Source organism: Pseudomonas sp. LBUM1669 (genome assembly GCF_059695705.1).
The window spans coordinates 6380741-6405021 of sequence record NZ_CP166784.1; the positions used below are offsets into that span (position 1 = coordinate 6380741).

The following is a 24281-nucleotide window of genomic DNA, read 5'->3' on the forward strand; positions in this document are numbered from 1 at the left end:
CATCCCACGATGAAGCCGCCATCCCGGCAGCCTCACTCTATGACGGCAAAGCCACGGATCGACCCGGCGTTTGCCGGTCGTCGTCCATCGTCTTCTTGCCCGTCTACGTTCTTGTTTTAATGGTCAGTTTCGCGGGGTGTGAATACCACCCGGCCGAACCCTGGATAATCGTGACGAGGGGCATTCTAAACACATCCGCTGAGGATTCGTGAACCGCCCGGCGAGAATAAATCGGGCTACGCTAACGAGAACTGACCGGTCACGGTGGGACCTGTTGAAATTGCCGCGCAATTGGCACAGATTGGCTACCAAACAACTACAACAAAACATTTCGCCTGTCTTTCGACCAAGCAATCCACCCGGTCCGTCAGACATTTCCATAAAGCCTGTGGGGAATGGACGAAGTGTATGACCAAGGGGCCGCTGTTTGAAAAAGCGTCTGTTCGTTACGGGTCTCAGTGGATTCGTAGGACAACACATCCAATCTCGCCTGAAGGCTGATGCCTCGGAATGGGAGCTTCTGCCTGTCGCTTCCCGGTACGACCTGAGCCAACCAGCAAGCCTCGAAAACCTGTGGCCAGAGATGCCCGACGCAGTCATTCACCTGGCCGGCCAGACCTTCGTTCCCGAAGCCTTCCGCGATCCGGCGCGCACGCTGAATATCAACCTGCTCGGCACCTTGAACCTGCTTCAGGCACTCAAGGCCCGCGGCTTCAAAGGGACTTTCCTGTACGTCAGCTCCGGCGACGTCTACGGGCAAGTGACCGAATCACACTTGCCCATTACCGAGCTCCAGCCACCCTGCCCGCGCAACCCCTATGCCGTGAGCAAACTGTCAGCCGAATTCCTCAGCCTGCAATGGGGCTTGAGTGAAGGCTGGCCGGTACTGGTCGCCCGCCCGTTCAACCACATCGGCACCGGCCAGAAAGACAGCTTCGTCATCGCCAGCGCCGCGCGACAGATCAACCGCATCAAACAAGGCCTGCAAGCCCCGCAACTGGAAGTCGGTGACATTGATGTCACGCGCGATTTCCTCGATGTGGGCGATGTGGTGTCGGCCTATCTGGCGCTGCTGGAAAAGGGCACGCCGGGGCAGGTCTACAACATTTGCTCGGGGCGCGAGCAGAGCATCCGCAGCTTGATCGAACAACTGGGGGACCTCGCCCAAGTCGACATGCAACTGATTCAGGATCCTGCGCGTCTTCGCCGCGCGGATCAGCGTCGCGTTTGTGGCAGCTCTGCCAAGCTCGCCCAGACCACAGGATGGACGCCTGAAATCACAACACAACAATCCCTGCGGGCGATCCTGTCCGACTGGGAGAAGCGAGTAAAAGAAGAATGACAAAAAGTGCATTGATCACAGGGATCACCGGTCAGGACGGCGCTTATCTGGCCAAACTGCTGCTCGACAAGGGTTATAAAGTCCACGGTCTGGTGGCGCGGCGCAGCAGCGATGCGCGCTGGCGTCTGCGTGAGATGGGGGTCGAGGGCGACATCGTTTACCTGGACGGTGACATGGCCGATGCCTGCTCGGTGCAGCGTGCGGTGATCAAGTCTGCCCCGGACGAAATCTACAACTTGGCGGCGCAAAGCTTTGTCGCGGCGTCCTGGGATCAGCCCGTTACCACCGGCATCGTCGACGGGTTGGGCGTGACTCACCTGCTCGAAGCGATCCGCCAGTTCAGTCCGCACACGCGTTTTTACCAGGCGTCGACCAGCGAAATGTTTGGTCTGATCCAGGCCGAGCAGCAGGACGAGAACACGCCGTTCTACCCGCGCAGCCCATACGGCGTGGCCAAGCTGTACGGCCACTGGATCACCGTCAACTACCGCGAAAGCTTCAACCTGCACGCCAGCAGCGGGATCCTGTTCAACCATGAATCGCCCCTGCGCGGCATCGAGTTCGTGACCCGCAAAGTGACCGACGCTGCCGCCCGCATCAAGCAGGGCAAACAGCAGGAACTGCGCCTGGGCAACATCGACGCCAAACGCGACTGGGGGTTTGCCGGCGATTACGTCGAAGCCATGTGGTTGATGCTGCAACAGGACAAGCCGGACGATTTTGTGGTTGCCACCGGCGTGACCACCACCGTGCGCGAGATGTGCCGCATCGCCTTCGATCACGTGGGCCTGAACTACCGAGACTTCGTGAAGATCGACCCGGCGTTCTTCCGCCCGGCCGAGGTCGAAGTGCTGCTAGGCAACCCGGCCAAAGCCCAGCGCGTATTGGGCTGGAAACCAAAAACCGACCTGGATACCTTGATCCGCATGATGATGGATGCGGACATGAAACGCGTCGCCAAGGAGTAGGCCATGCTGATTCCTGTGATTCTCTCCGGCGGTGCCGGTACTCGCTTGTGGCCGGTGTCCCGCGAGGGCCATCCCAAGCCGTTCATGACCCTGCCCGACGGTCAGTCACTGCTGGGCAAAACCTATCGGCGAGCGGCCGGCCTGCTTGATGGCTGGGGCGATATCGTCACGGTGACCAACCGCGACTACTACTTCCAGAGCAAGGATCACTATCAGGAGGCGCAGCTAAGTCGCCATCGCGGGCACTTTCTGCTGGAGCCGACAGGCCGCAATACGGCCCCGGCCATCGCCGCCGCCGCCCTGTCACTGCAAGCCCTGCACGGCGATGACGCGATCATGGTGGTGATGCCCGCCGACCATTTGATTCTCAACGAAGACGCCTTGAAGTCTGCGGTCGAACACGCCGTGGCACTGGCCAAGGACGGTTTCCTGGTGACGTTCGGCGTGGTGCCGACGGCCCCGGAGACCGGTTTTGGCTACATCGAGACCGGCGCGGCGCTGGACGGAAAAGGCGCCGCGAAGGTCCAGCGCTTCGTCGAAAAACCGGACCTGCAAACCGCCACCCATTACCTGGAAAGCGGCAAGTTCCTTTGGAACTCGGGGATGTTCTGCTTCTCGGTCACGACCGTGCTGGCCGAATTGCAGATCCATGCCCCCGACCTGCTGGAGCAGACGCAAACCTGCATGGCGCAAAGCGCCCCCGTGGAGACGGCCGGGTGCCTGCAGCAGGAATTGTCCCCGGCGTTGTTCGCCGAGATCACTGACATCTCCATCGACTACGCCTTGATGGAACGCTCCGACAAAGTGGTCGTGGTGCCCGCCGGTTTTGACTGGAGCGACATCGGCTCCTGGGGCGCGGTGGCCGCGCTGGTGCCCGCGGATGCGCAGAACAACCGTGCCAGCGGTGACGCGGTGTTCGTCGACAGCCACAACAACTTCGTCCAGAGCGAAGACCGGCTGGTGGCCGCGGTGGGTGTGGATAACTTGATCATCATCGACACCGCCGACGCGGTGCTGGTCGCCCACGCCGATCGCGCGCAGGATGTGCGCCGGGTGGCCAAGCAGCTCAAGGATAAAAAGCACGAGGCCTATCGCCTGCACCGCACGGTCAGCCGGCCCTGGGGCACCTACACCGTGCTCGAGGAAGGCCCGCGCTTCAAAATCAAGCGCATCGTGGTCAAGCCTGGCGCCAAGCTGTCGCTGCAAATGCACCACCACCGCAATGAACACTGGGTGGTGGTCGAAGGCATGGCCAAGGTCACCAACAACGGCACCGGCACCCACCTGGTGGCCAAGAACGAATCGACCTTCATTGCCGCCGGTCACAAGCATCGCCTGGAAAACCCGGGCGTGATCGACCTGGTGATCATTGAAGTGCAAAGCGGTGAATACCTGGGAGAGGACGATATCGTTCGCTTCGAAGACCAATATGGCAGGACGGTTTGAATGCTGCTTTCCCTATACCGCACGCTGCGTAGCTACCGAGGGTTCATCCTCGGCAGCGTCCAGCGTGAGTTTCAGGCGCGTTACCGCAATTCGCTGTTCGGTGCCCTGTGGCCGGTGCTCAATCCACTGTCGATGATCATCGTCTACACCGTGATTTTTTCCCACATCATGCGCGCGCGCCTGCCTGGCGTGGATGACAGCATGGCCTACAGCGTTTACCTGTGCGGCGGCCTGCTCGCCTGGGGACTCTTTGCGGAAATCACCCTGCGCAGCCAGAACATGTTTCTGGAAAACGCCAATCTGCTGAAGAAAATCAGCTTCCCGCGGGTCTGTCTGCCGGTGATTGTGTTGTTTAACGCGGGCATCAACTTCGCAATCATCATGGGCCTGTTCCTGGGCTTTCTACTGATCACCGGCCGTTGGCCGGGCATGGCGTTGCTGGCGTTGATACCGCTGATGGCGTTGCAAATGATGTTCTGTGCCGGGCTGGGAATGATACTCGGCGTGTTGAATGTCTTCTTCCGGGATGTCGGGCAACTCTTCGGCATCTGCCTGCAATTCTGGTTCTGGCTGACGCCCATTGTGTACCCGATGAGCATCCTGCCGGACTGGGTTCAGCGCCTGCTGCAGCTCAACCCCCTGACCAACCTGATCGTCAGCTATCAAAACATGTTTCTTTATGGGCAATGGCCGGTCTGGAGTTCGCTGCTGCCGATTTTTGTCACTGGCGTGGTGTTCTGTTTGATCGGGCTACGTCTGTTTCGCCAGCGCGTCGGTGAAATGGTGGATGAACTCTGATGGGGCATATTCGCGTCACCGGCCTGGGCAAGGCCTACAAGCAATACCCGACCCGCTGGAGCCGACTGGCCGAGTGGCTGATCCCGTTTTCGCCCCTGCGCCACCACCAGCACTGGGTGCTGCAAAACGTCGAATTCGAGATTGCCCCAGGTGAAGCGGTGGGCATCGTCGGGGCCAACGGCGCTGGCAAAAGCACCTTGTTAAAGATGATCACCGGCACCACCCAACCTACCTGCGGCAAGATCGAACTCGAAGGCCGGGTGGCGGCGCTGCTGGAACTGGGCATGGGTTTTCACCCGGACTTTACCGGCCGGCAGAATGCATTCATGGCCGGGCAACTGCTGGGCATGCAGGTCGATGAGATTGAAGCGCTGATGCCCGATATCGAGCATTTCGCAGAAATCGGCGAAGCCATCGACCATCCGGTGCGCACCTACTCCAGCGGCATGCAGATGCGCCTGGCGTTCAGCGTGGCCACCGCACGGCGTCCGGACATCCTGATCGTCGACGAAGCCCTCTCCGTGGGCGACGCCTACTTCCAGCACAAGAGCTTCGAACGCATCCGCAGCTTCCGCAAGGCCGGCACCACCCTGCTGATCGTTTCCCATGATCGTTCGGCCATCCAGTCGATTTGCGATTCGGCGATCCTGCTCAAAGACGGCTGCATGGCCATGTACGGCAAACCCGAAGCGGTCCTGGATTACTACAACGCCCTGATGGCCGAGCGTGAAGGCCAGATCGTGCGTCAGGAAATGCTCGCGGACGGGGAAGTGCAAACTGTTTCCGGCACCGGTGAAGCAGCCATCCTCAGTGTGCGGATGCTGGACGAGAATGAACGCTCCATCGACGCCGCCGAGGTCGGTCAGGCCGTGGTGCTGGAAGTCCAGGTCGAAGTCCGTCAGGACATCGAGCGATTGGTGCTCGGTTTCATACTCAAGGACCGTCTGGGTCAGATGATGTATGGCATCAACACCCATCGTCAGGACAAGGCCCTGACAGATCTGCACGCAGGGGAGCGCTACACGTACCGCTTTTCCTTCGTCATGGGCCTTGGAAAGGGCAACTATTCCGTGTCCCTGAGCCTGTCGCGCCTGGACTCGCATCTGGATCGCAACTACGAATGGCGCGATTACGGGCTGGTGTTCCATGTCATCAACAACCGACATGAAGACTTCGTCGGCTGCTCGTGGCTAGCGGCGAAAACCACCATTACCCGCTCCGAGGCGACTGTTTCGGAGCACACGCCATGACGCGTCTTCTGGTGGAATGCACCCACGTGTTCCTGCACCCAAAGGTCAATTCGGGCATTCAGCGGGTGGTGCGTAACGTCATCAATCAACTGCCGGCAAGCGTCGACGGTGTCGAGTGCATTCCGGTGGTGATGCTCAAGGGCAAACTCTACCGGGTGCTGAAACTGGGCACATTGAACATCCCGTTTTTCGACGGCCTTATGACGTTCGGTGGGCGACTGGAGCGGCTGGCTCATCGTTTCTGGCAACTGCATCAACGCTTGCACAATCGCAGTCACTCGCGAGTGGTCAAGCGCCTTCTGCACGTGGCCTACCGCCTCACGGCAATCGGCTGTTTCAGCATTCCGTTGCGGCTGATCGACGCCATCAACCAGTATCAACTGCCCAAACGCTGCTCGCCGTTGCAGCATCAGCCGGGTGATCAACTGGTGTTGCTGGACTCTTCCTGGCACAGCGATTTCTTCCCGTTTGCCGAACAGCTCAAGCGTGAAGGCGTGGGCATTGTCTCGGTGATCTACGACCTCATTCCGCTGACTCACCCACAGTTCTACGACACGCGGCTAGTGCAGATTTTCAACGAGTGGTTCAACTGGATCACCCAAACCGCAGACGGCTACGTGGCGATCTCCGCCACGGTGCGCGATCAGGTGCGTGAAGAATTGCAGCGGCGGCTGGGGCCGGCCAAAGCCAATGCGCTGTGGTTCGATTACTTTCATCTCGGCTCCGAACTGGACCTGAGTGAAGTCACCGCCGCCGTCGAGCCGCGCCTGACACGGCTGTTCGAAACGCCGGAGCCGGTGTTCCTGATGGTCAGTACCATCGAACCGCGCAAAAACCATGACTACCTGCTCGACGCCTTTGAACGCGCCTGGGCTTCTGGCTCGCAAGCCCGGCTGTGCATCGCCGGGCGCATCGGCTGGAAGTGCGACGCCCTGCTCGCCCGCGTGCGCAATCACCCGCAACTGAATCAACGCCTGTTCATGTTCAACGACCTGAGCGACACCAGCCTCGAACACGCCTATTCCCACGCCAGCGCGTTGGTGTTTCCGTCCTGGGTTGAAGGCTTCGGCTTGCCACTGGTGGAGGCCATGCAGCGCAGTTTGCCGGCCATGGGCAGCGACATTCCGATCTTCCGTGAAATCGGTGGCGAGTTCATGGCGTACTTTGACCTCGCCGAGCCGCAAAGCCTGGCTGACCTGGTCACCGGTTTCGAACGCTCCGGGCAATTCCCGGCCGCCCGTAGCGTGGCGGACTGGCAGTGGATCGGCTGGCGTGAAGCCAGTGCGCAACTGGCCGAACGCACCCTGCGCAATCTGGTAGACGCGCCGGTCGTGCAAGAGAGGCAACATGCGAATTGCCCTTAACGCCCGGATCCTTCAAGCCCCGCGCACCGGTATCGGCCATTACGTCGCCGAACTGGCGAACGCCCTCGCGTGTGAACCCGATGTCGAACTCGCACTGTTCCACGGCTGGGGCTGGAGTTCGGATTTGCCGGAAGCAGCGATGCCCGGATATTCGCGACTGACGCCGTTGCTGCGACAGATTCCGGGGGCATATCAGGCACGGCGCTGGCTGGAGCAGAAACGCTTCGATCAGGGTCGCTTGAAGACCATCGACCTCTATCACGAACCGAGCCTGTGGCCGCTGTCGTTCGACGGCCCGACGGTCATCACCCTGCATGACCTGACGCACCTGCACTACCCTGAGACGCAACCCCCTTCGCGTTTGCGGGAAATCGAACGACGGCTGGCCGACGGCGTGCAACGGGCAAGTCTGATTCTCACCGACTCGCAGTACATTGCCGACGAAGCCCAAGCGTATTTCGCGCTGCCGGCCGAGCGTTTTGTCGTCGCACCGCTGGGCGTGGCCGCACGTTTCCACCCACGGGAACCTGAAGCCATCGACGCGGTGCTCAAGACTCACGGCGTCGAGGCGCGGGAATACTTCCTGTGCGTCGGTACCCTTGAGCCGCGCAAGAACCTGACGCTGGCCCTGCGTGCCCACGCCCGATTACCGGAAGCCGTGCGCCAGCGTTTTCCACTGCTGATCGCCGGCATGGCCGGTTGGCAAGGCGAACAATTCAGTGATGAATTGCGCGCAGCCCTGGCCACCGGCGATGTGTGCCTGCTCGGGTATCTGCCCGATGAAGCGCTGGCACAGCTGCTGGCCGGCGCCCGGGCATTGATCTTTCCTTCGTTGTACGAAGGGTTCGGCCTGCCCGTCCTGGAAGCCATGGCCAGCGGCACCCCGGTGATTCTGACCGAGCATTCGGCCATGCCGGAAGTCGCGGGCGCCGCAGGCAACTACATAGCACCGGACGATCCAGACACCTTGCGCGATGCCATGAATCGGCTCATCGACGACCCGCTGCATTGGCAGGTCTGTCGCGAAACCGGCTTGCAACAAGCGAAGCTTTTTTCCTGGGAGCGTTGCGCGAAGGCCACGGCCCGCGCTTACCGCCAGGCTATGGGAGACTGATATGCGCGTACTGCACTTTTATAAAACCTATCTGCCCGACTCGATGGGTGGCATCGAACAGGTCATTTTTCAACTCTGCGAGAGCGGCGCGCGCCACTCGGTCGACAGTACGGTACTGACGTTGAGCAACAACCCGGCACCTGACGCGATACAGATCCGTCATCATCAGGTTCATCAGGCCCGGATGGATTTTCAGATGGCCTCCACCGGTTTTTCCTACAGCGTCTTCAAGCAGTTTCGTGAGTTGGCGGCTGAGGCGGACGTGGTCAATTACCACTTCCCCTGGCCCTTCATGGACCTGGTGCATTTTTTCAGCGCCACTAAAAAACCCTGCGTGGTGAGTTACCACTCGGACATCATTCGCCAGCGCCATTTGCTCAAACTCTACCGTCCATTGATGCGGCGTTTTCTGGACAGCGCCGACCGAATCGTCGCGGCCTCCCCCAACTACTTTCACACCAGCGATGTGCTTCAGGACTACCGCGAGAAAACCCGAGTCATCACCTACGGGCTGGACAAGTCAGGTTATCCACAGCCCGACGCTGCACGTACTGAACGCTGGCGTAAACAGGTGGGTGACCGGTTCTTCCTGTTCGTCGGCGTCATGCGTTACTACAAGGGGCTGCATATTCTGCTCGACGCGATGCAAGGGCTGAATTATCCGGTGGTGATCGTCGGGGCCGGACCGCTGGAAGCCGAACTGCATGCTCAGGCCAAGGCCTTGGGTTTGCAGAATCTGCACTTCTTGGGGCGCTTGGGTGACGAAGACAAGGTAGCGTTGCTGGAGTTGAGTTACGCAGTGGTATTTCCGTCGCATCTACGCTCCGAAGCGTTCGGCATCTCGCTGCTCGAAGGCGCGATGTACGGCAAACCGATGATCTCCAGCGAAATCGGTACCGGCACCAGCTACATCAACATCCACAACGAAACCGGGCTGGTGGTGCCGCCGAGTAATCCACAGGCGTTCCGTGAAGCGATGCGCACGTTGTGGGAAGACCCGGTGCGTGCGGCAGCAATGGGCGTGAAGGCTGAGGCGCGGTATCGGCAGCTATTCACAGCCGATGAAATGGGCCGCAAGTGGACCGAGCTGTATGAAGAACTGCTGGAAGAAAAATCCCTCTCCTACGCATAACCAATGTGGGAGCGGGCTTGCTCGCGAAGGCTGTTTAACATTCAACATTGAAGTTGGCTGACACACCGCTATCGCGAGCCAACTCACTCCCACAAGGGATATCCTGTGCATTCCCGATTGGTTACAGATCCAGCACCAACGGCTGCGAACCCTGCGCCGGCACTGCGCAACAAATCAGCACCTCTCCCGCATCGGGCACTCCCGCCGGGGGCTGTGGATAACTCACTGCCCCGCTGATGAGGCGGGTCTTGCAGGTCCCGCATGAACCGCCGCGGCAGCTGAATTCCGGGCGCAATCCGCGGCTTTCCGCAAGCTCCAGCAAACTGCCGCCCTCCGGCTGCCAGCGCGCCTCTTTGGCCGAGCGCTGGAACACGACCGGCACCGAAACCGTGGCGGCCGGGGGTTGTTCGATGACCACGGCGTCCGGGTCCGGCGTGCGGCGCAGTGTCGACGGGCCAAAGGTTTCGGCGTGAATCCTTGAGTCGCGAATGTCCAGCTCCCGCAGCGTGTCGTACAGCCCCTGGGTAAAACTGCCCGGGCCGCAGAGGACAAAGTCCACTGGGTCGCAGTCTTCCACCTCAAGCATCGTCTTGAGCAGGTCGCCGTCGATGCGCCCAGTCAGGTCGAAATCTTCACCCACGCGGGCATCCGGCTCCGGCTGACTGAGCAACCGCTGCACGCGCACCGCATCACCAAGGCCATCCAGCAAGCGGTCCAGCTCCGGACGAAATGGTTGATCGGCCAAGGTCCGCGAACTCTGAAAAAACCAGGTCGGGCGGATGCTCCGCGTGCGCAGGCCTTGATACACCACCTCACGCACCATCGACAGCAGCGGCGTAATGCCGACACCCGCCGCCAACAGCACCAGCGGCCGCCGCTCATTGGGCGCCACGGTGAAATGCCCTTGGGGCGCGCGGGCTTCCAGCACATCGCCGACGCGAATCTGCTCATGCAGGTGCGAGGACACAAGGCCTTCACGCTTCACACTGATGCGAAAAAAGTCATCGGACGGCGCGCTCGACAGGCTGTACGTGCGGATATGCACGTCGCCGGCAATGTGGAATCGCAGGGGCAAATGCTGCCCGGCCTGAAACAGCGGCAACCCGGCGCCATCGGCCGGCTCCAGATAAATCGAACGGATGCTGTGGCTTTCCTGTTCGATGCGCGCCACCCGCAGCGGCCGCCAGTGATCGCCCAAGGCCTTGGCTTGCAGGCGTGCGTTTGCCTGATCCCAGGTGCCGGTCAGCAAACTGGTGGGTGATACGCCGTCAAAGCGCCAGCGCAAGGCCAGCGCCGCAGGTCGGCGCACCACGCGCTCCACCTCAAAAGTCCACAGCCGCTCGGCCCCTTGAAAGGCTTCGACTTGCGGACCTTCGAGGATGACGTGCGCGCGGCCGCTGAGCTGCAGCAGGTCACCCGTATTGAAATCGATGAACAGCAAACCGGCCCGAGGATTGATCAGCAGATTGCCCAAGGTGTTGAAGAACAGGTTGCCGGCGAAGTCCGGAATGGTCAGGCGATTACCTTCCACCTGTACGAAACCGGCCTGGCCACCGCGATGAGAAACATCCACCGAGCGTTGGCCGTCGACGTCCACATAACTGGCGACAAAGAAGGTATCGGAGCCGGCGATCATGGCTTGGGCCGCGTCATCCAGCCCATCGAGGTGCTGCGCAACACGGGTTGCCGGATCCGCCAAGGGCACCGAACGAAACTGGCGCAACTGGATGTATTGCGGGCAATTGCCGAACGATTGCTCCACCGTCACCCCGAAGCCGCCCGCGGTGACAGCGCCGACCCGGCCATTCATACGGTTGCGACGCCGGGAGTGCAGCTCGATACCGAGCAGACCGATCGCTGCGCCGTCTTGCAATTGCGCAGGGTCGTCGCTGCCAGGCAGGCTGTCGAACTGCAACAACGCAGGTGCCGGGGAATGTGAAAACCCCGGCGGCCCTTCAAGAACGCTGGCCCAAGGGTTGCCGTCGGCATCCACCGCGCCGTACAGCATGAACGGCAGTTGCTGATAGAACTGGCGGTGCTGATCTGGCATCTCGCCGCGAATCACCCTACGACCTAATGTGTCCATTCGCTCAGCCACACCCACGTGGGCCTGCAACTGTTTCTCGCCTGCGTGCCAAGGTGAACGTTCCATACCGGCTTCTCCCCTGCGCTGATCGCGCAATAAGAACGGCCCGACTGAATCGGGCCGTGAGCATCAGGCTGTTTTTTGCAGGCCGGCGACGGTACGCGGCATGGCGACAAACCCTGGCAAGGCCTCGATGCGCGCCAGCCAGGCGCGGATATTGGCGTAGTCGTCCAGCGACACATTGCCTTCCGGTGCATGGGCGATGTAGCTGTAGGCCGAAACATCGGCGATGGTCGGCTCGTTGCCGACAAGGTATGGGGTGGCGGCCAGTTCCTCATCGATCACTTTGAGCACGGTGTGGGCGTAAGCGATCACCTCTTCAGCGTTGTAAGGCGCACCAAACACGGTGATCAGCCGGGCTCTCGCCGGGCCAAAGGCAATCGGCCCGGCAGCGACCGACAACCAGCGCTGCACCTTGGCCGCACCGACCGGATCGGTTGGCAGCCAGCGACCATTGCCGTATTTCTGCGCCAGATAAACCAGGATCGCGTTGGAATCGGCCAGCACCACGCCTTGATCATCAATCACTGGTACCTGACCAAAGCGATTGAGCGCCAGGTAATCCGGCTGTTTGTGCGCGCCCTTGGCCAGATCGACCAAGATCAGCTCGGTCGGCAGTTGCAGCAGGGACAGCATCAGCTCCACACGGTGAGCATGGCCAGAGCGTGGGAAGTTGTAGAGTTTGATGGCTTGCATAGTCGACTCCGCTGGGTAGAGGCGCCGTTCAGGAAAGATCAGCGCCGATGGGTGCTATCTTCCCCTCTCAACAAAAACAACAGAATAACCAGAAAACGCAATCCATTATTTCAGCCAGCGCAATAACCCGTCAGCCATCCAGTGCCGGGTGTTCACGCAACACCTTCACCGCGAAGTCCACAAAACTGCGGACCCGCACCGGCGCCTTGCGTCCACCTTGGTAGACCACGTGAATGGGTAATGGCGGCAGTTCGAAGTCAGCCAGAACGATTTCCAGCTCACCGGCGGCGACCTTGCTCGCCACTTGATACGACAGGACTCGGGTCAAGCCCAGTCCCAGGCACGCGGCGGCAATGGCGGCCTGATTGGCCGTGACCACGAGACGCGGCTCCGGGCGAACGTTCAGAGGCTCCCCAGCCTCAAGGAACGGCCAGGTTCTCAGTTGGCCAATGGACGAGGTGGCGATAATCGGCGCCCCGTTTAAATCGTTAGGGTGCCGGGGCTTGCCGCGCTTCGCCAGAAACTCCGGAGATGCGCAAATCACCCGCCGCACCTCGCCCACACGAATCGCATGCTGGTTGCTGTCAGGCAATTCACCAATGCGCACCGCCACATCGATGCCCTCCTCGACCATGCTCACCACCCGGTCGACGAGCAACGCATTGATGGTGACTTCAGGAAACTGATTGAGGTAACCGACCGTGAGCGGCGTGACGAACAACTCTCCGAACAATACCGGTGATGTAATCGTCAGTTGCCCACGAGGTTGTGCGTGACTGCCGGCCGCCGAATCCTCAGCTTCCTGCACCTCGGCAAGAATCCTCCGACAATCCTCCAGAAAACGCTGTCCCGCCTCACTTAAATGCACGCTGCGGGTGGTCCGCGTCAGCAACTGCGTGCCAATGCGCTTCTCCAGCGCCGCCACCGCCCGGGTGACACTGGCCGGCGACATCCCCAAACGCCGCGCCGCCGCAGAAAAGCCTTGATCCTGGGCGACGGCGGCGAAGACCTGCATTTCCTGGAATCGGTCCATGGTGCATGTCCTTTATTCAGATAAAAAAAATCGCAACCGTAGGCTGCGATTTTTAATAGTGATCTTAAGGATTAAACACTGTCTCAGGCCTTGCCCGTAATCCGGGCGCTTCGACCAGGGCCTTGATGTTTTAAAAACTGTCTCGGTGCTCGGAATTCCGCCCTTGGGCCAAGCGCCAGGGATTAAAAACTGTCTCAACTCACTCAGTAAGTACCTTTGTCGCCAGCAGCGCAACCACTACGCCTGGAGGGCTCGATTTAGAGTGTTGTGCCGGCCGCCTTTATTGCCTGAGCCAGTTTTAATCTTTACGACCAACTGTGATCTTGAGGATTACATCGCGGAAAAATCGGGTAGAAGCTGCTCTTAGGAGCCAGTATTACTATCCTCTATGCACCGCTGTGACCGTTGCCCTGGCCAAGCCCGCCTTCTGAAGGAGCCCTCAAGGCTCACAACGTTGATAGAATTGTTGTCCTGTATTTCGGCGTCTTCGAATTAATGCTCATCCTACAATGGCAGGTGCCGTCCTCAATGAGCGCTTTTCAATGCGCTCTACTATTTCTCTGGCGCGGCAGTCTGCTCGGTACTGTCCGCAGCGACGCTGTTCGCCGTTCCGCCTTATGATTAGCTTGCGGCTTCTGTGGGACTTATTGGGGTAGGTGTCGGTTATCTCGTGGCCTGGTTCTCAGTCCGATTCATGGCGGGCAAAGAGAAACAGGAAGCACAGGTTTTCGAACGATACGACTGTTCCGAAGCCCCTAAAAGAGGACCGTTCCAGGAATGAATCCAGTAAAGACACTCGCTGCCGGCCTACTCGGGGTCATGCTGATCGCCTTGGGCTTTGAAATCACAATCGCCAGGCCTTTTGAAACAATCTACGCCTTCGGAAAAAATCCAGCCTGGGGATTTGGACCTAGGGAGCTTGCACACTGCGTGGGGTTTGCTGGATGCACACTGGGTGGGTGGGCGCTGGTCAGGTCGTTTGGTTCCAGACGTGGCCGGCGTGCGAACCTCATCGCCGCTCTCGCGGGCTTATGCTTGTTCCCAATGTTCCTAAAGTGGCCAGAGTGGATGCCGATCACGCTCGATCATGGCTTTCGTAGATTCGTATGCACCATTGGCATCCCATTCGTAAGCGAACGGGCATTACAGGTTGCGTAATGGCATCCAGTTATGCGGCAACAACTCGGCGATCTCGCTTGCCCGTTGTGTTGGCAGTCGTGCCAGTACGTTTTTCAAGTAAGCATACGGATCATGCCCATTAAGCTTGGCCGACTGGATCAGGCTCATCAGCGCCGCCGCACGTTTGCCGCTGCGCAACGATCCTGCGAAGAGCCAATTCTTGCGTCCAAGAGCCCAAGGCCTGATCTGCTGCTCGATGTGGTTGTTATCAATAGGCACTGCGCCGTCATCCAGATAACGTGACAACGCCATCCAGCGTTTCAGGCTGTAATCCAGCGCTTTGGCGATGGCCACGCCATCGTGCACAAGCTCGCGCTGGGCGATCATCCAGGCGTGCAGTATTTCCATCACAGGCACGGCTTTTTCTTGTCGTATTCGTCGCCGTAAATCTGGCTCCAAGTCGCGGACTTCACTTTCGATTTCGTATAACAACTGGATATAGCGTAAGGCTTGCTCGGCGAGCGTGCTTTTGTTCGTGGCGTGCAGGTCGAAGAACTTGCGCCGAGCATGAGCCATGCAGCCGATCTCGGTCACACCCAGTGCAAAACTGGCCTTGTAGCCACCAAAATCGTCGCACACCAGTTTGCCTTTCCAGTCTTGCAGGAAGGTGCGGGCGTGTTCGCCCGAGCGGCTTGGGCTGAAGTCGTACACCACCGCGCGGATATCGGCAGACGCTGTGCTCGCATAGGCCCAGACGTAGGCCCGATGGGTTTTCTTAACGCCAGGCATGAGCACCTGTACCGGCGTTTCATCGGCGTGCACCACGTTGTGTCCAAGCACCACTTCGCGCAGTGCATCGACCAGCGGTTGCAGTTGCACACCGCAAGTGCCGACCCACTGCGCCAAGGTCGAGCGCGGGATGGCGAGGCCGGCCCGGCCAAAGATTTTTTCCTGACGGTACAGCGGTAAATGATCACCGTATTTGGCGATCATCACTTGGGCCAACAGACCTGCCGTGGGGATGCCCTTGTCGATGATCTGCGCGGGAACCGGTGCCTGGATCAGTGTCTCGCATTCATCGCACGCCCACTTGCCACGGATGTGTTGTTCGACGGTGAACACCCCAGGCGTGTAGTCGAGCTTTTCGCTGACATCCTCGCCGATACGCTTAAGGGCGCAGCCGCAGGTGCACTGTGTGTTGTCCGGTTCGTGATGGATCTGTGTGCGTGGAAACTCGGCCGGCAAGGCTGTGCGTTTAGGTTTTTGCCGAGCCACGGCCAGGGCCGGAGCGGGTTGCAACGCCTCAAGCTCAGCTTCGATGGCCGCGATGTCGGCGTCGATCAGGTCATCGAGCAGGCTGGCTTGATCCGGACTTATTAACTGTTCGCTGCGTTTGGCAAATTTGAAGCGTTTGAGCTGCGCGATCTCGTAGGTCAGCTTCTCGATCACCGTTTGGTCGCGGTTGATCTTTTTGCCCATCGTCTCAACGGTGTTACCCAGTGTGTCGACTTGATGGTTGAGAGTTTCGACGCGCTGCATCAACTGCGCCGCTAACGCACGCAGTTGTTCAGGAGTCAGTTGGTCGAGAGTGGGGAGTGAAATCATGTCGCCGATTTTGCCAGAGCAAGCCAGCATCGACGACAGACCCATCGGACAAATGCACGGCCAGGCTGGCCATAGCCGACGTTACACGATGGATATCATATTGCTCGGCCCGACGCGTTGCCAAGGTAAGCCCAGCACCAAGGCGTTCAATTGCTCTGCGCCCAATTCCATTTGCGTGCCATGTCGAGAGCCGGGCCAGAAGAACTTGCCCTGGTGCAAGCGACGGGCCGCCAGCCAGATGCCCAGCCCGTCGTGCACCAGCACTTTCATCCGGTTGGCACGTCGGTTCGCAAACAGATAAGCGCAGTGCGGCTGCGCCGCACCGAACACTGTCACCACCCGCGCCAGCGCGGTTTCGGTGCCCGCGCGCATGTCCAACGGGTCAGTGGCGAGCCAGATCGAGTCGATACGAATCATCGTGTCAGCTCCCGGACAAATTGGGCGCAACCGTGTGGATCGCTGTTGGGCCATCGCACTGTCAGCTTTCCTTTCCCGCACGGCACATCGATGCTGATGGGGGTCTCGGGGCTGGCTTGAGTTGTCGGCTCCAGCTTCAGCGGAATAAACGCAGGTAAATGTTGTGAGACCGTGCTGCGATCAACCGAGATCCATCGGCGCACAACATTGGCATTGATCCCGTGGCTCAGCGCGACCCCGGCAATGGAAACACCCGGCTGTTGGCATTCCTGCATGATTTGGGTTTTGAAAGATTTTGAATACGTGTTTCGTTGGCGCATGGTGATCCTCGCGTTAAGGGTAATCGCGTCCGCTTAAAAAATCGTGGACACGATTGCTCTTATCGCTTTTGGAGCACGGGGCCGGTAGGTGACTTGCCCGGACGGTTACTCCCATTCTACTTCTTAGGCACGTTAATGATGCTGCAATACGTGAAGGACTGGCCCGTGCTCACCAAACCATCGCCAGCAGCGCTATTGAGTGCCGGGGGTATGTGGTTTTGGTCAATTTCCTGGGAGGTCGGCATTCAGCCCTTTGAGTCCGTCTACGGCGGGCCGTCACGAGGTTACATCCAGTGGGCACAGCTGATTAGCGACTTCACTGGGATTTGGACGCCTGCATTAGCGTTCTGCGCGGGGCGGTGCCTGGTCAGGGGGTACGACCATCAACAATCCTGCATAGCCGCCCGCAAAAGGGTTTTGATTACGAAAGACGCAAACTGCACCTGATTCCCTACACCAATAGCGCTCGCGTAGCCTACCGCGTAAACAACGTCAGATTTACGAGTGCTACACGACCAGAACAGAAGCCACCTCACTCGTTTTGCAGCGAGGTTTTTAAATCGGGTGGATCAATGCAAACGGCCACTTCGCAGACCGAACGCATCGCTCCTATTGCATATGTAGGCGGGACGATCGGGCATACTCGTTCACCACCCAGCTGAACAGTCACCTATTGGCTTGACCTAGACTCCCACGTCGCCAGCAAAAACATAGACATGGAACCGGCGAGATTTACAGCCAGTTCGGCATGACGAGGCGCAGCTTTCGCACCACCCTTGCCCTTCCCATGTGCATCGCTGAGGCGATTTCTTAACGCTCCTAACCCCTCAATAACAGCAGTACAGCCCCCCAGGATTTGCTTGAAAACAACCTCTTCATGCTGAGCTTTTGTCAGATTGAGCAGAGTGGCGGTTTGTTTATATAGCTTGTTTAAATCGGGAGTGGCTTCGTGCTCATTCTCACCGGCCTCGTCCAGAATGTGCTTGCATACCGATTCCAAGAGCGTCCGGGCCATGGTGATAGCCCCCTCAGGATCGGTAGCACGACGCTCAATTGCTTTAGTCCAGGCGACACGCACATGCTCAGCGTCAAAACGCTTCATCGCCTCGGACACGACTGCGTCGGAGGGATGCACATTGCTAGATTCTGCATAGTCGACGAGCGCTCTGAACTCATTCCAAATGAAGGTCCTCCGCTCAGCGTACGAACCAAGTTTTGGCTTTATGAAGCCCCAGAACTGATCCAGATTTCGGTACCGCTTCACCCAAGCGGGGACGAGTGAAGCCGCGTGCGGATCATCTAGGACACTCTGCCGATAGAGTGGATAGTCTCGCTCATCATCGTTGTTACCGTTACCGGTCGCACGGTTGATGTAGATTGACTGCAAGGCGTCAACATCTTCTATCAGAGACACTGGCGTTCTACCTTTATCTGCCCAAATCTGACGCGATTATCTACGACCGATGAGTGAATACCAGCGATCCTGATAAACTCGATTCCCGGCCAAACTAAACTTTGGCTCCTATGTATTTCGGAGAAATTGACGAAATACACACCGAATTTCGTCACCTCCACCAACTACTACCAGTTACTTTATATTTTTTAGCTAACATCTCTCCACTGTGAGCCAGAAGCAGAGTTTGCTCATTTTTGAGTGGAACCGCTTGAAGTTGATTAAAAGGATCGGCGGGATTGAAGTGCCGTACAAACTCAGGGCTAAGGATGGCAGAATCTTCATCTTTAAAAACTAACTCAACACGACGCTCATCAGGGGCAGAGTTTAGTTTGAATTCTCTTTTCATGGTTGAATACCCGTCATACACCTCTCCGGAACCACCCGCGAAGTCCGATAACCACGTTGGTGCCGAATCCAGTTGCACGCGAAGGGTGAGATTAACCTCTCTGTCAAGGCCGATCGTTGCCTCAAGCGAAGCATAAAGCTCATAGATCATATTGATCACTTCTTTTTGGGTCATTTTTTGTCTCTATAGGCCGTTCCAGTCCCAGCTAAAATCATAATTATCTGATCGAGAACGGCTGTCTCGGTTTACCTAGGTCTCAAGCTACCAGTCGCCAACGAATGGTGTCGACCAAGACAGGGGCTATATTGGCGAAAAAATAGGTCAACGTCCCCCCAGATCTATCTCGTTTTGCAGGATAAGAAGCTACTGCTACACACCCAGCGAGCGCGCTACAGATATTTCACTACAACACTGAAGCCAAGCGAGGTATCGAACATCTCGAAATTAACGATCCCTGACAGGTGCTTACATGGCCGGCTCAACCAATTCTCCGCCAGTTTTTGAAAGCCAAATACCGACAAAGCGAGCTCAAGCACTTGAGCGTATTGGAAAGCTACAGCGCTCTGCTGAGCATTTAATCGGACGGCGTTTTGGTGGGGCTCATGCGCTGAATGGTCCTGAACGACTTCTCCGATTCTGCGTAAGAGCTTGCGAGATTTTAATAGGCTCGAGGAGCCGACCCTGGCGTTCACGTCCTTGAGGGGAAATCCTGCTTGAATGAGACGCAGGATTTGCAAATGGCTCAAGCTCCCACTCTCCTCACGAGTCAAATGAAACGTCGGAGATTGAGCAGGCCCCTCATGACCAAATATCATTTTGGAACCATAATTGTAGAACTCTGTGAAGGAGGCCCCAAATAAGGTTGCCATAGGTATTTTGAACAGCTAGGCTCTGGCCCACGGCCCCTCTCGAGGGGCCGTGGGCCAGAGCCTGAAAAAATTTATCCCTTGAATTTCTTCGGATCTGCCACACTTCAGACAAGGAAGTCAGCCAAATGGAAATCGGCGCGCAGCAAGGCTCAAGCCGCTGCCCATCCTTCTTGGCTGTCAATGGCCCACGTTCCATATTGCTCGGAATTCGGAGCTTTTTACCCATGAGTACAGGCATGTTCAAGCCGGTTCACGGTGCACACGCCGTTGTTGAAACCGTGTTCTTCTTCGAGTTTGCGGCTCCGATCTTGTCGGACGGGGCAATAGAAGAACACTTGGCGGTTGCCTATGCCGATGCCCTTGCTCGCTTTGATAAAGCAGCCTCCGTTGAGCTGAGCTTCGATGCTTCTACTCGTGAGTCGAGCCAGAGAGACATCTTCACCTATACGTTTTCCAACGAAAGCGATGAGGAGAACGAGGCTCCTGAATGGGCTGTGCGCATTACCGATGGGGTTCAGGTTTCCATTCATTGCACAGCCTATACTCGCTGGGATGCAGTCTCGAAACAGGCCTTCCAATTCTTGGACAAACTGGCTAAACACTCCGAAGCCTATCTTGACCTGAAGTCGCTGGGATTCAAGGTAGTAGACCAGTTTCGATATGAGCCGTCTGAGGGAACTTATGATCTGCGCCTGCTTTGCAACCCGCGCAGTTATTATCTTTCCCGCAAGAATTTTGAATCAGGTGACCGCTGGCACAACAACTCCGGCTGGCTCTGGGAGCACCCTAATGGGAAACAGATCCTTAATCATCTGAACGTCAACTCGTCTGCCATCTCGGTACAACATAAAGCGCCGCACACATATGTGACTATCGATCACGTCCAAGTGCTGCGCCGGGAGGAAGACGGAGACGCCTTACTTTGCTCATTTGACGCAGACCAGTTCTCTCGCGTGGCCCATGAGTTCTTCGAACCGCTACATGATCAGAACAAGCTAGTGATCAACGACCTTTTGACTGAGGAAGCTTGCCGTCGTCTCAGCCTAGTCGTGGGAGGGAAACAATGAACGCGACAATGCTTAGCAATCCTTTTGCCAACGCTCAAGAAACCACAACGGGCGGTGTGAAATGGCTGCACCCTGCCAAAAGTAAAGGTAAAAGCAAAGTCATCTACGCAAAGGCTGGCAATGTACAAAGAACGGTGAAAAGCACTGATTGCTCTACTGCCTCCTATACGTGGGCCACGCGAGTTCTGCTGGCCGGTAGCCAAGTGCAGAGCACCCTACGGGGACAAGCGAAAGCTAATCAATACCCACTCTACGACTTCCGCCAGGCTCATACCCTCAAGAACACTATGCTGGCTAAAATTCGTGGCCTACTTGATTTGGAGCCAGGATGGGACGGCTACACCGGGAAGGTCCCTGACGGAACTGCAATCGATGACGCCGAGCAATTTTCAAGCAATGTGCTCCCTGCCAGTGAGTTTCAAGTGCCCACGATCACAGCAGCGGCAGACGGCGAGGTTAACTTCTCCTGGAAGAATGCCCTCGGCTATATTGATCTTGGCTTCTACGGAGACGGGAGCTACTCGTACTATGCCAAAACAGCAGTGGGCCAAGAGTTCATGAGTGATGAATCGTCTCTTACTGAGCACCTTCCAGAGCATGTTTTGACGATTATCCGGGGAATCTGAGCTCATGGATGTACCGCCACTGTCCGAAGATGAAAGCTTGGTCAGAGCATTCTTTTGCCCAGAACAGCATGATGGCCAGGAGTTCCTTGCCAGCGCTGTCAGCCTCGATGATCTGAAAGATCGAGGGTTTAGTGTTGATCGTCCGGCACTGACTCCGTTGTCAGTGTTAACGCATCGAGTGAATACCCAACGTGCCAACAAACCCGATGTTCGTGAGCTCACTAAATTCTCACAGCTCTTCTACGCCAAGCTCAGGGAAGACAGAGACCCAGCAGGACAAGACTACTTCGATGTTCAACCGTCTCCTGTTACCGAGTCCAATACAGAAGAGATGGCCAACCCTGGACACGCTTCTATCTACAGCGCCGACAAAAGCTTAGGTAGGGGTGGGCTACGCAAAGTTCGGACAGAGCTCATCAAGCATTTGAACAACATCGTGGACCTGGAGAATGTCGCATATCTCCGAGATGCAGCGCAGGAGTAATATATCCGTCAGGGTTGGGAGCTCGGTGTATTTAGGTAGCTCCATGTTTAGCGCCCACTTTCATGTAGCGGTGATTTTGTTGACGCCGATGCCGAGCTGACCCAGTTGCCGAGATTTCACTGACGCAGTCTGACTCCTCGTGAATCATTGTCTGCGCTCGATTGTTGCAGTTTTGGAGATGGGACAGTCTTGCGTCGGCAATTGGGTCAATCGGGGTCAGCATCAACATAAAAACGTTTTCGAGCGCGACAGGTGCTCAAAACCTGACTGGAAATCGCACATCTGCGCGAAATCCACATCTGCTGACGTGCCGATAAATTTCAGATTTAACGTAGACGCGCGCACTTCAATTTTGACGAAGCGTTTTTACACACACTGGACCCAATGCGGACACTGGTCAACGCCAAAACTCAGCGGCGTCGAACCCGTCCGCTGTAGTGCCTTGTTGGGCCTGCAATATATAGGATTAGATAACAACTTAGAGCGGGCCGTCGTCTACCTGTCGACTGAGCTGCATACACAATGCTGCGTCTTGAACAGGCGCGGGCTGTATGTAAGCTGGCTGCAGCGCGTCGTAGAACCGGCAAGCCAAGTAGCCCGTGGTGCGTTTGCGGTAACTGCCCGGATTAACCAAGCCTCGTGCCCTTACCCAATCGGACGTCGTGTCATTCAAATAGGTTTCGACTTTGCCATACTTTGTATTGAACAGACTAAGTCGTGCACCGTCGACCAGAATTCGAATGGAATACTCGCGTATAGCGGCCAACTCAGGCTGATTGACTAGATTTATACCGAGTCGGTTCTCAAAAGTCTTGTAGTTCCCGATCTTGGTGAGCTGCGTCAGGCCGCGGCCATAGTAAGCACGACCGAATTCATCCGGTTTTGCGTACGCAGGAGGGTTGGTTTTTGTGAATTTTTCGATATATCCGGGTTGCAAAGTGTAATTGGACTCCTTCAGGGCAGTGGATAGTGAAAGTGCGAGCACCTTGGGGTCGCCGCCTCCACTAGTCTCCCAATAATCGAAGATGCCTTCGATCGTGCATCTCGGAACGCCGTTGAGGATCGATCTAACCTTCTTGTAATTGAAGGAGATTTTTTCATGACGTTTTTTCAGCACAGGCTTACCGGATGCGTCCTTTACGGGCTTCCCGCCTGCTTCTTTCAATGGCTGTTCAAAGTCGTACTCGAATATTTCTCGACGTCGGACGATTTCTTCCATCTTTAACCAAAACTTTGCGCGGTCGATCAATCGTGTCGCCGACGGCGCGCCGGGCAGGTACCGACAGGCGTCGGCATCTGGCGCAACCGCGACTGCTGCGACTGCGGAACCTTCGGTTGCATGGCCTATATTTATCGAAATAAAGCTTGCGATTAATGCGCAAGCGATAGCATGTAACTTTTCCATTAGTAATTCCTCGAAGTGGATGAAGGTAAGCCAGAGGACGAGGCGGTAGTGACGATCACGGGTGATTTCTAAGGTAGGGCCAAACATTTAGGTTAAATGGCCACGGAACTCGGTCCCAGTGAGCGAAGCGAACGATTTGAGCGCCTTGTTAGAGGCTGCGCACAAAGTAAACAGCAAGCTATCTTGCATCGCCTAAGTCGTGTTCGGTACTTTCGTATTGCCCTTAGATTTCTCCATTCGCAATGCATTGGTCAATCCTGGATGTACCCCCCCATGCATCAAAGGCTTTGTCTGCAGCTTGTTTAATAATGACATCCGTGTATGGCTTCTCAGCTAGACCGGTGCGGGTACCAAATAGCACCCATAGAATGTTTGGAGCATCGATGCTGACACGCCTCAAGTTCGCTTTCGTCGCAAGGAGATTAGGTTCGCCCGCCAGCATTTTGCTTAAAGCGAATGACCCCTCGCCTACGCGTGGTCCAATATCACCAACGACAAATGTCACAGTTTGTTGTGTGATTCTGTTGTAAGCTACGCCGAATGTTCCAACTTTTATGCCGAGGCTTGTTAGTTTATTGGAGTCAGTTATAGTTGCGTAAGGGATCACTTCGGCATTTAGATAGCGTTGCTGATTTGTAATTTTGTACTTCGAGTCTGCCAGTTTCGTTGGTGATACAAAAAAACCAGAGTCGTCAGGTTGTTCTGTTGGTATTACCCCCTTAACGGTTCGACCGGCAATAGTAGCTTCGTCTGTGCCAACCACGCCGTACCACCGGATAGCTCCGATGTTAGGATCTTTCCATCCTTTTTTTAACGCAGTTCTGTAGAGCTCTATGAAAGCATTGCAGTCATCCGCTCCATGAAATGATGTGCCATTAGGTAGATATGCCTCCCCAGCATTACAGACAGTAGTCATGGCTCCTTTGGACGTCCCCACCTTATGATAGGCAGTCCTCATGCCATCAACGTTTACATGATTTCTCGCCCAGCCGGCGATTGACCCATCGCTGAGCAACGTGCTGTTAAATTCGCCTATCACGTGCTTAGCTCCCGTGCAGTCCTCCTCGGCTAGTACAGTCGATGCGATCAAGCATGCGATAATTATGGCGACTATTTTGCGCATGGCTCACCTCAGCGCGACGAAAAAGACTCTAGGATTAGGAAGAGTAGCTCTGTATGGCGATGTTGAAAGTCCACTCTTGAATATTTTCGTCCTGCACACACTCACATTCCATTGTGCAACATTGTGTTATCGCTGATGCAGAATTAACCTAGATG

The 24281-nt window shown here is 56.9% G+C and carries 22 protein-coding genes; 11 read left to right on the forward strand and 11 right to left on the reverse strand.

Annotation, left to right across the window (positions count from 1 at the left end; genetic code table 11):
• The first annotated feature begins 427 nt into the window (after nt 1-427).
• The 8 genes from ACA051_RS29675 to ACA051_RS29710 are packed head-to-tail and all read left to right on the forward strand — an operon-like array spanning nt 428 to nt 9414.
• The gene (locus ACA051_RS29675; protein WP_497372936.1) at nt 428-1342 is read left to right on the forward strand and encodes a GDP-mannose 4,6-dehydratase; all 915 of its coding nucleotides are present in this window, start codon (nt 428-430) and stop codon (nt 1340-1342) included.
• Nucleotides 1339-2310, forward strand: a complete 972-nt coding sequence (gmd, locus tag ACA051_RS29680) for a GDP-mannose 4,6-dehydratase (RefSeq protein ID WP_131059016.1) — start codon at nt 1339-1341, stop codon at nt 2308-2310. Before ACA051_RS29675 ends, gmd begins: the two co-directional genes overlap by 4 nt.
• Before the next feature lie 3 nt (nt 2311-2313).
• The gene (locus tag ACA051_RS29685; RefSeq protein ID WP_497372938.1) at nt 2314-3756 is read left to right on the forward strand and encodes a mannose-1-phosphate guanylyltransferase/mannose-6-phosphate isomerase; all 1443 of its coding nucleotides are present in this window, start codon (nt 2314-2316) and stop codon (nt 3754-3756) included.
• Complete coding sequence (locus ACA051_RS29690; protein WP_497306602.1) at nt 3757-4554, forward strand: ABC transporter permease; 798 nt, start codon at nt 3757-3759, stop codon at nt 4552-4554.
• Nucleotides 4554-5804, forward strand: coding sequence for an ABC transporter ATP-binding protein (locus ACA051_RS29695; RefSeq protein WP_497372940.1), 1251 nt, complete (start codon nt 4554-4556; stop codon nt 5802-5804). The genes ACA051_RS29690 and ACA051_RS29695 overlap by 1 nt, the downstream gene beginning before the upstream one ends.
• On the forward strand, nt 5801-7168 hold the full coding sequence (locus ACA051_RS29700) for a glycosyltransferase family 4 protein (protein WP_497306606.1): 1368 nt from the start codon (nt 5801-5803) through the stop codon (nt 7166-7168). The genes ACA051_RS29695 and ACA051_RS29700 overlap by 4 nt, the downstream gene beginning before the upstream one ends.
• On the forward strand, nt 7152-8282 hold the full coding sequence (locus tag ACA051_RS29705) for a glycosyltransferase family 4 protein (RefSeq protein ID WP_497372942.1): 1131 nt from the start codon (nt 7152-7154) through the stop codon (nt 8280-8282). The genes ACA051_RS29700 and ACA051_RS29705 overlap by 17 nt, the downstream gene beginning before the upstream one ends.
• A gap of 1 nt (nt 8283) precedes the next feature.
• Entirely contained in the window at nt 8284-9414 is a 1131-nt protein-coding gene (locus tag ACA051_RS29710) for a glycosyltransferase family 4 protein (protein ID WP_497306610.1), read from the forward strand.
• A gap of 121 nt (nt 9415-9535) precedes the next feature.
• Here the strand turns inward: ACA051_RS29710 and ACA051_RS29715 are convergent, their stop codons facing one another.
• The 9 genes from ACA051_RS29715 to ACA051_RS29755 form a co-directional block, all read right to left on the reverse strand.
• On the reverse strand, nt 9536-11566 hold the full coding sequence (locus tag ACA051_RS29715) for a pyridoxamine 5'-phosphate oxidase family protein (RefSeq protein ID WP_497372944.1): 2031 nt from the start codon (nt 11564-11566) through the stop codon (nt 9536-9538).
• A 63-nt stretch (nt 11567-11629) separates the two neighbouring features.
• Entirely contained in the window at nt 11630-12256 is a 627-nt protein-coding gene (locus ACA051_RS29720; protein ID WP_497372946.1) for a glutathione S-transferase family protein, read from the reverse strand.
• Between the two features lie 130 nt (nt 12257-12386).
• Nucleotides 12387-13289: a LysR family transcriptional regulator gene (locus tag ACA051_RS29725; protein WP_497372948.1), complete on the reverse strand. Its 903-nt coding sequence runs from the start codon at nt 13287-13289 to the stop codon at nt 12387-12389.
• A gap of 1143 nt (nt 13290-14432) precedes the next feature.
• Entirely contained in the window at nt 14433-16013 is a 1581-nt protein-coding gene (gene tnpC / locus ACA051_RS29730) for an IS66 family transposase (protein WP_497372950.1), read from the reverse strand.
• Nucleotides 16014-16094: 81 nt separating this feature from the next.
• Nucleotides 16095-16430, reverse strand: a complete 336-nt coding sequence (tnpB, locus tag ACA051_RS29735; RefSeq protein WP_497372952.1) for an IS66 family insertion sequence element accessory protein TnpB — start codon at nt 16428-16430, stop codon at nt 16095-16097.
• Nucleotides 16427-16750, reverse strand: coding sequence for an IS66-like element accessory protein TnpA (gene tnpA / locus ACA051_RS29740; protein WP_497372954.1), 324 nt, complete (start codon nt 16748-16750; stop codon nt 16427-16429). Before tnpA ends, tnpB begins: the two co-directional genes overlap by 4 nt.
• 670 nt (nt 16751-17420) lie before the next feature.
• Nucleotides 17421-18164 carry an abortive infection family protein gene (locus tag ACA051_RS29745; RefSeq protein ID WP_497372956.1) on the reverse strand — a complete coding sequence of 248 codons (744 nt, stop codon included), beginning with the start codon at nt 18162-18164 and terminating at the stop codon, nt 17421-17423.
• Nucleotides 18165-18315: 151 nt separating this feature from the next.
• On the reverse strand, nt 18316-18726 hold the full coding sequence (locus ACA051_RS29750; RefSeq protein ID WP_497372958.1) for a hypothetical protein: 411 nt from the start codon (nt 18724-18726) through the stop codon (nt 18316-18318).
• A 215-nt stretch (nt 18727-18941) separates the two neighbouring features.
• The gene (locus tag ACA051_RS29755; RefSeq protein ID WP_497372960.1) at nt 18942-19298 is read right to left on the reverse strand and encodes a hypothetical protein; all 357 of its coding nucleotides are present in this window, start codon (nt 19296-19298) and stop codon (nt 18942-18944) included.
• Nucleotides 19299-19546: 248 nt separating this feature from the next.
• Between ACA051_RS29755 and ACA051_RS29760 the strand changes: the two genes are divergently transcribed.
• The 3 genes from ACA051_RS29760 to ACA051_RS29770 are packed head-to-tail and all read left to right on the forward strand — an operon-like array spanning nt 19547 to nt 21598.
• Entirely contained in the window at nt 19547-20488 is a 942-nt protein-coding gene (locus ACA051_RS29760; protein ID WP_497372962.1) for a TIGR04255 family protein, read from the forward strand.
• Nucleotides 20485-21114: a hypothetical protein gene (locus ACA051_RS29765; RefSeq protein ID WP_497372964.1), complete on the forward strand. Its 630-nt coding sequence runs from the start codon at nt 20485-20487 to the stop codon at nt 21112-21114. The genes ACA051_RS29760 and ACA051_RS29765 overlap by 4 nt, the downstream gene beginning before the upstream one ends.
• 4 nt (nt 21115-21118) lie before the next feature.
• The gene (locus ACA051_RS29770) at nt 21119-21598 is read left to right on the forward strand and encodes a hypothetical protein (RefSeq protein WP_497372966.1); all 480 of its coding nucleotides are present in this window, start codon (nt 21119-21121) and stop codon (nt 21596-21598) included.
• 478 nt (nt 21599-22076) lie between these two features.
• Here the strand turns inward: ACA051_RS29770 and ACA051_RS29775 are convergent, their stop codons facing one another.
• Complete coding sequence (locus tag ACA051_RS29775; RefSeq protein WP_497372967.1) at nt 22077-23003, reverse strand: hypothetical protein; 927 nt, start codon at nt 23001-23003, stop codon at nt 22077-22079.
• Nucleotides 23004-23226: 223 nt separating this feature from the next.
• The gene (locus ACA051_RS29780) at nt 23227-24126 is read right to left on the reverse strand and encodes a hypothetical protein (RefSeq protein ID WP_497372969.1); all 900 of its coding nucleotides are present in this window, start codon (nt 24124-24126) and stop codon (nt 23227-23229) included.
• Between the last annotated feature and the right edge of the window lie 155 nt (nt 24127-24281).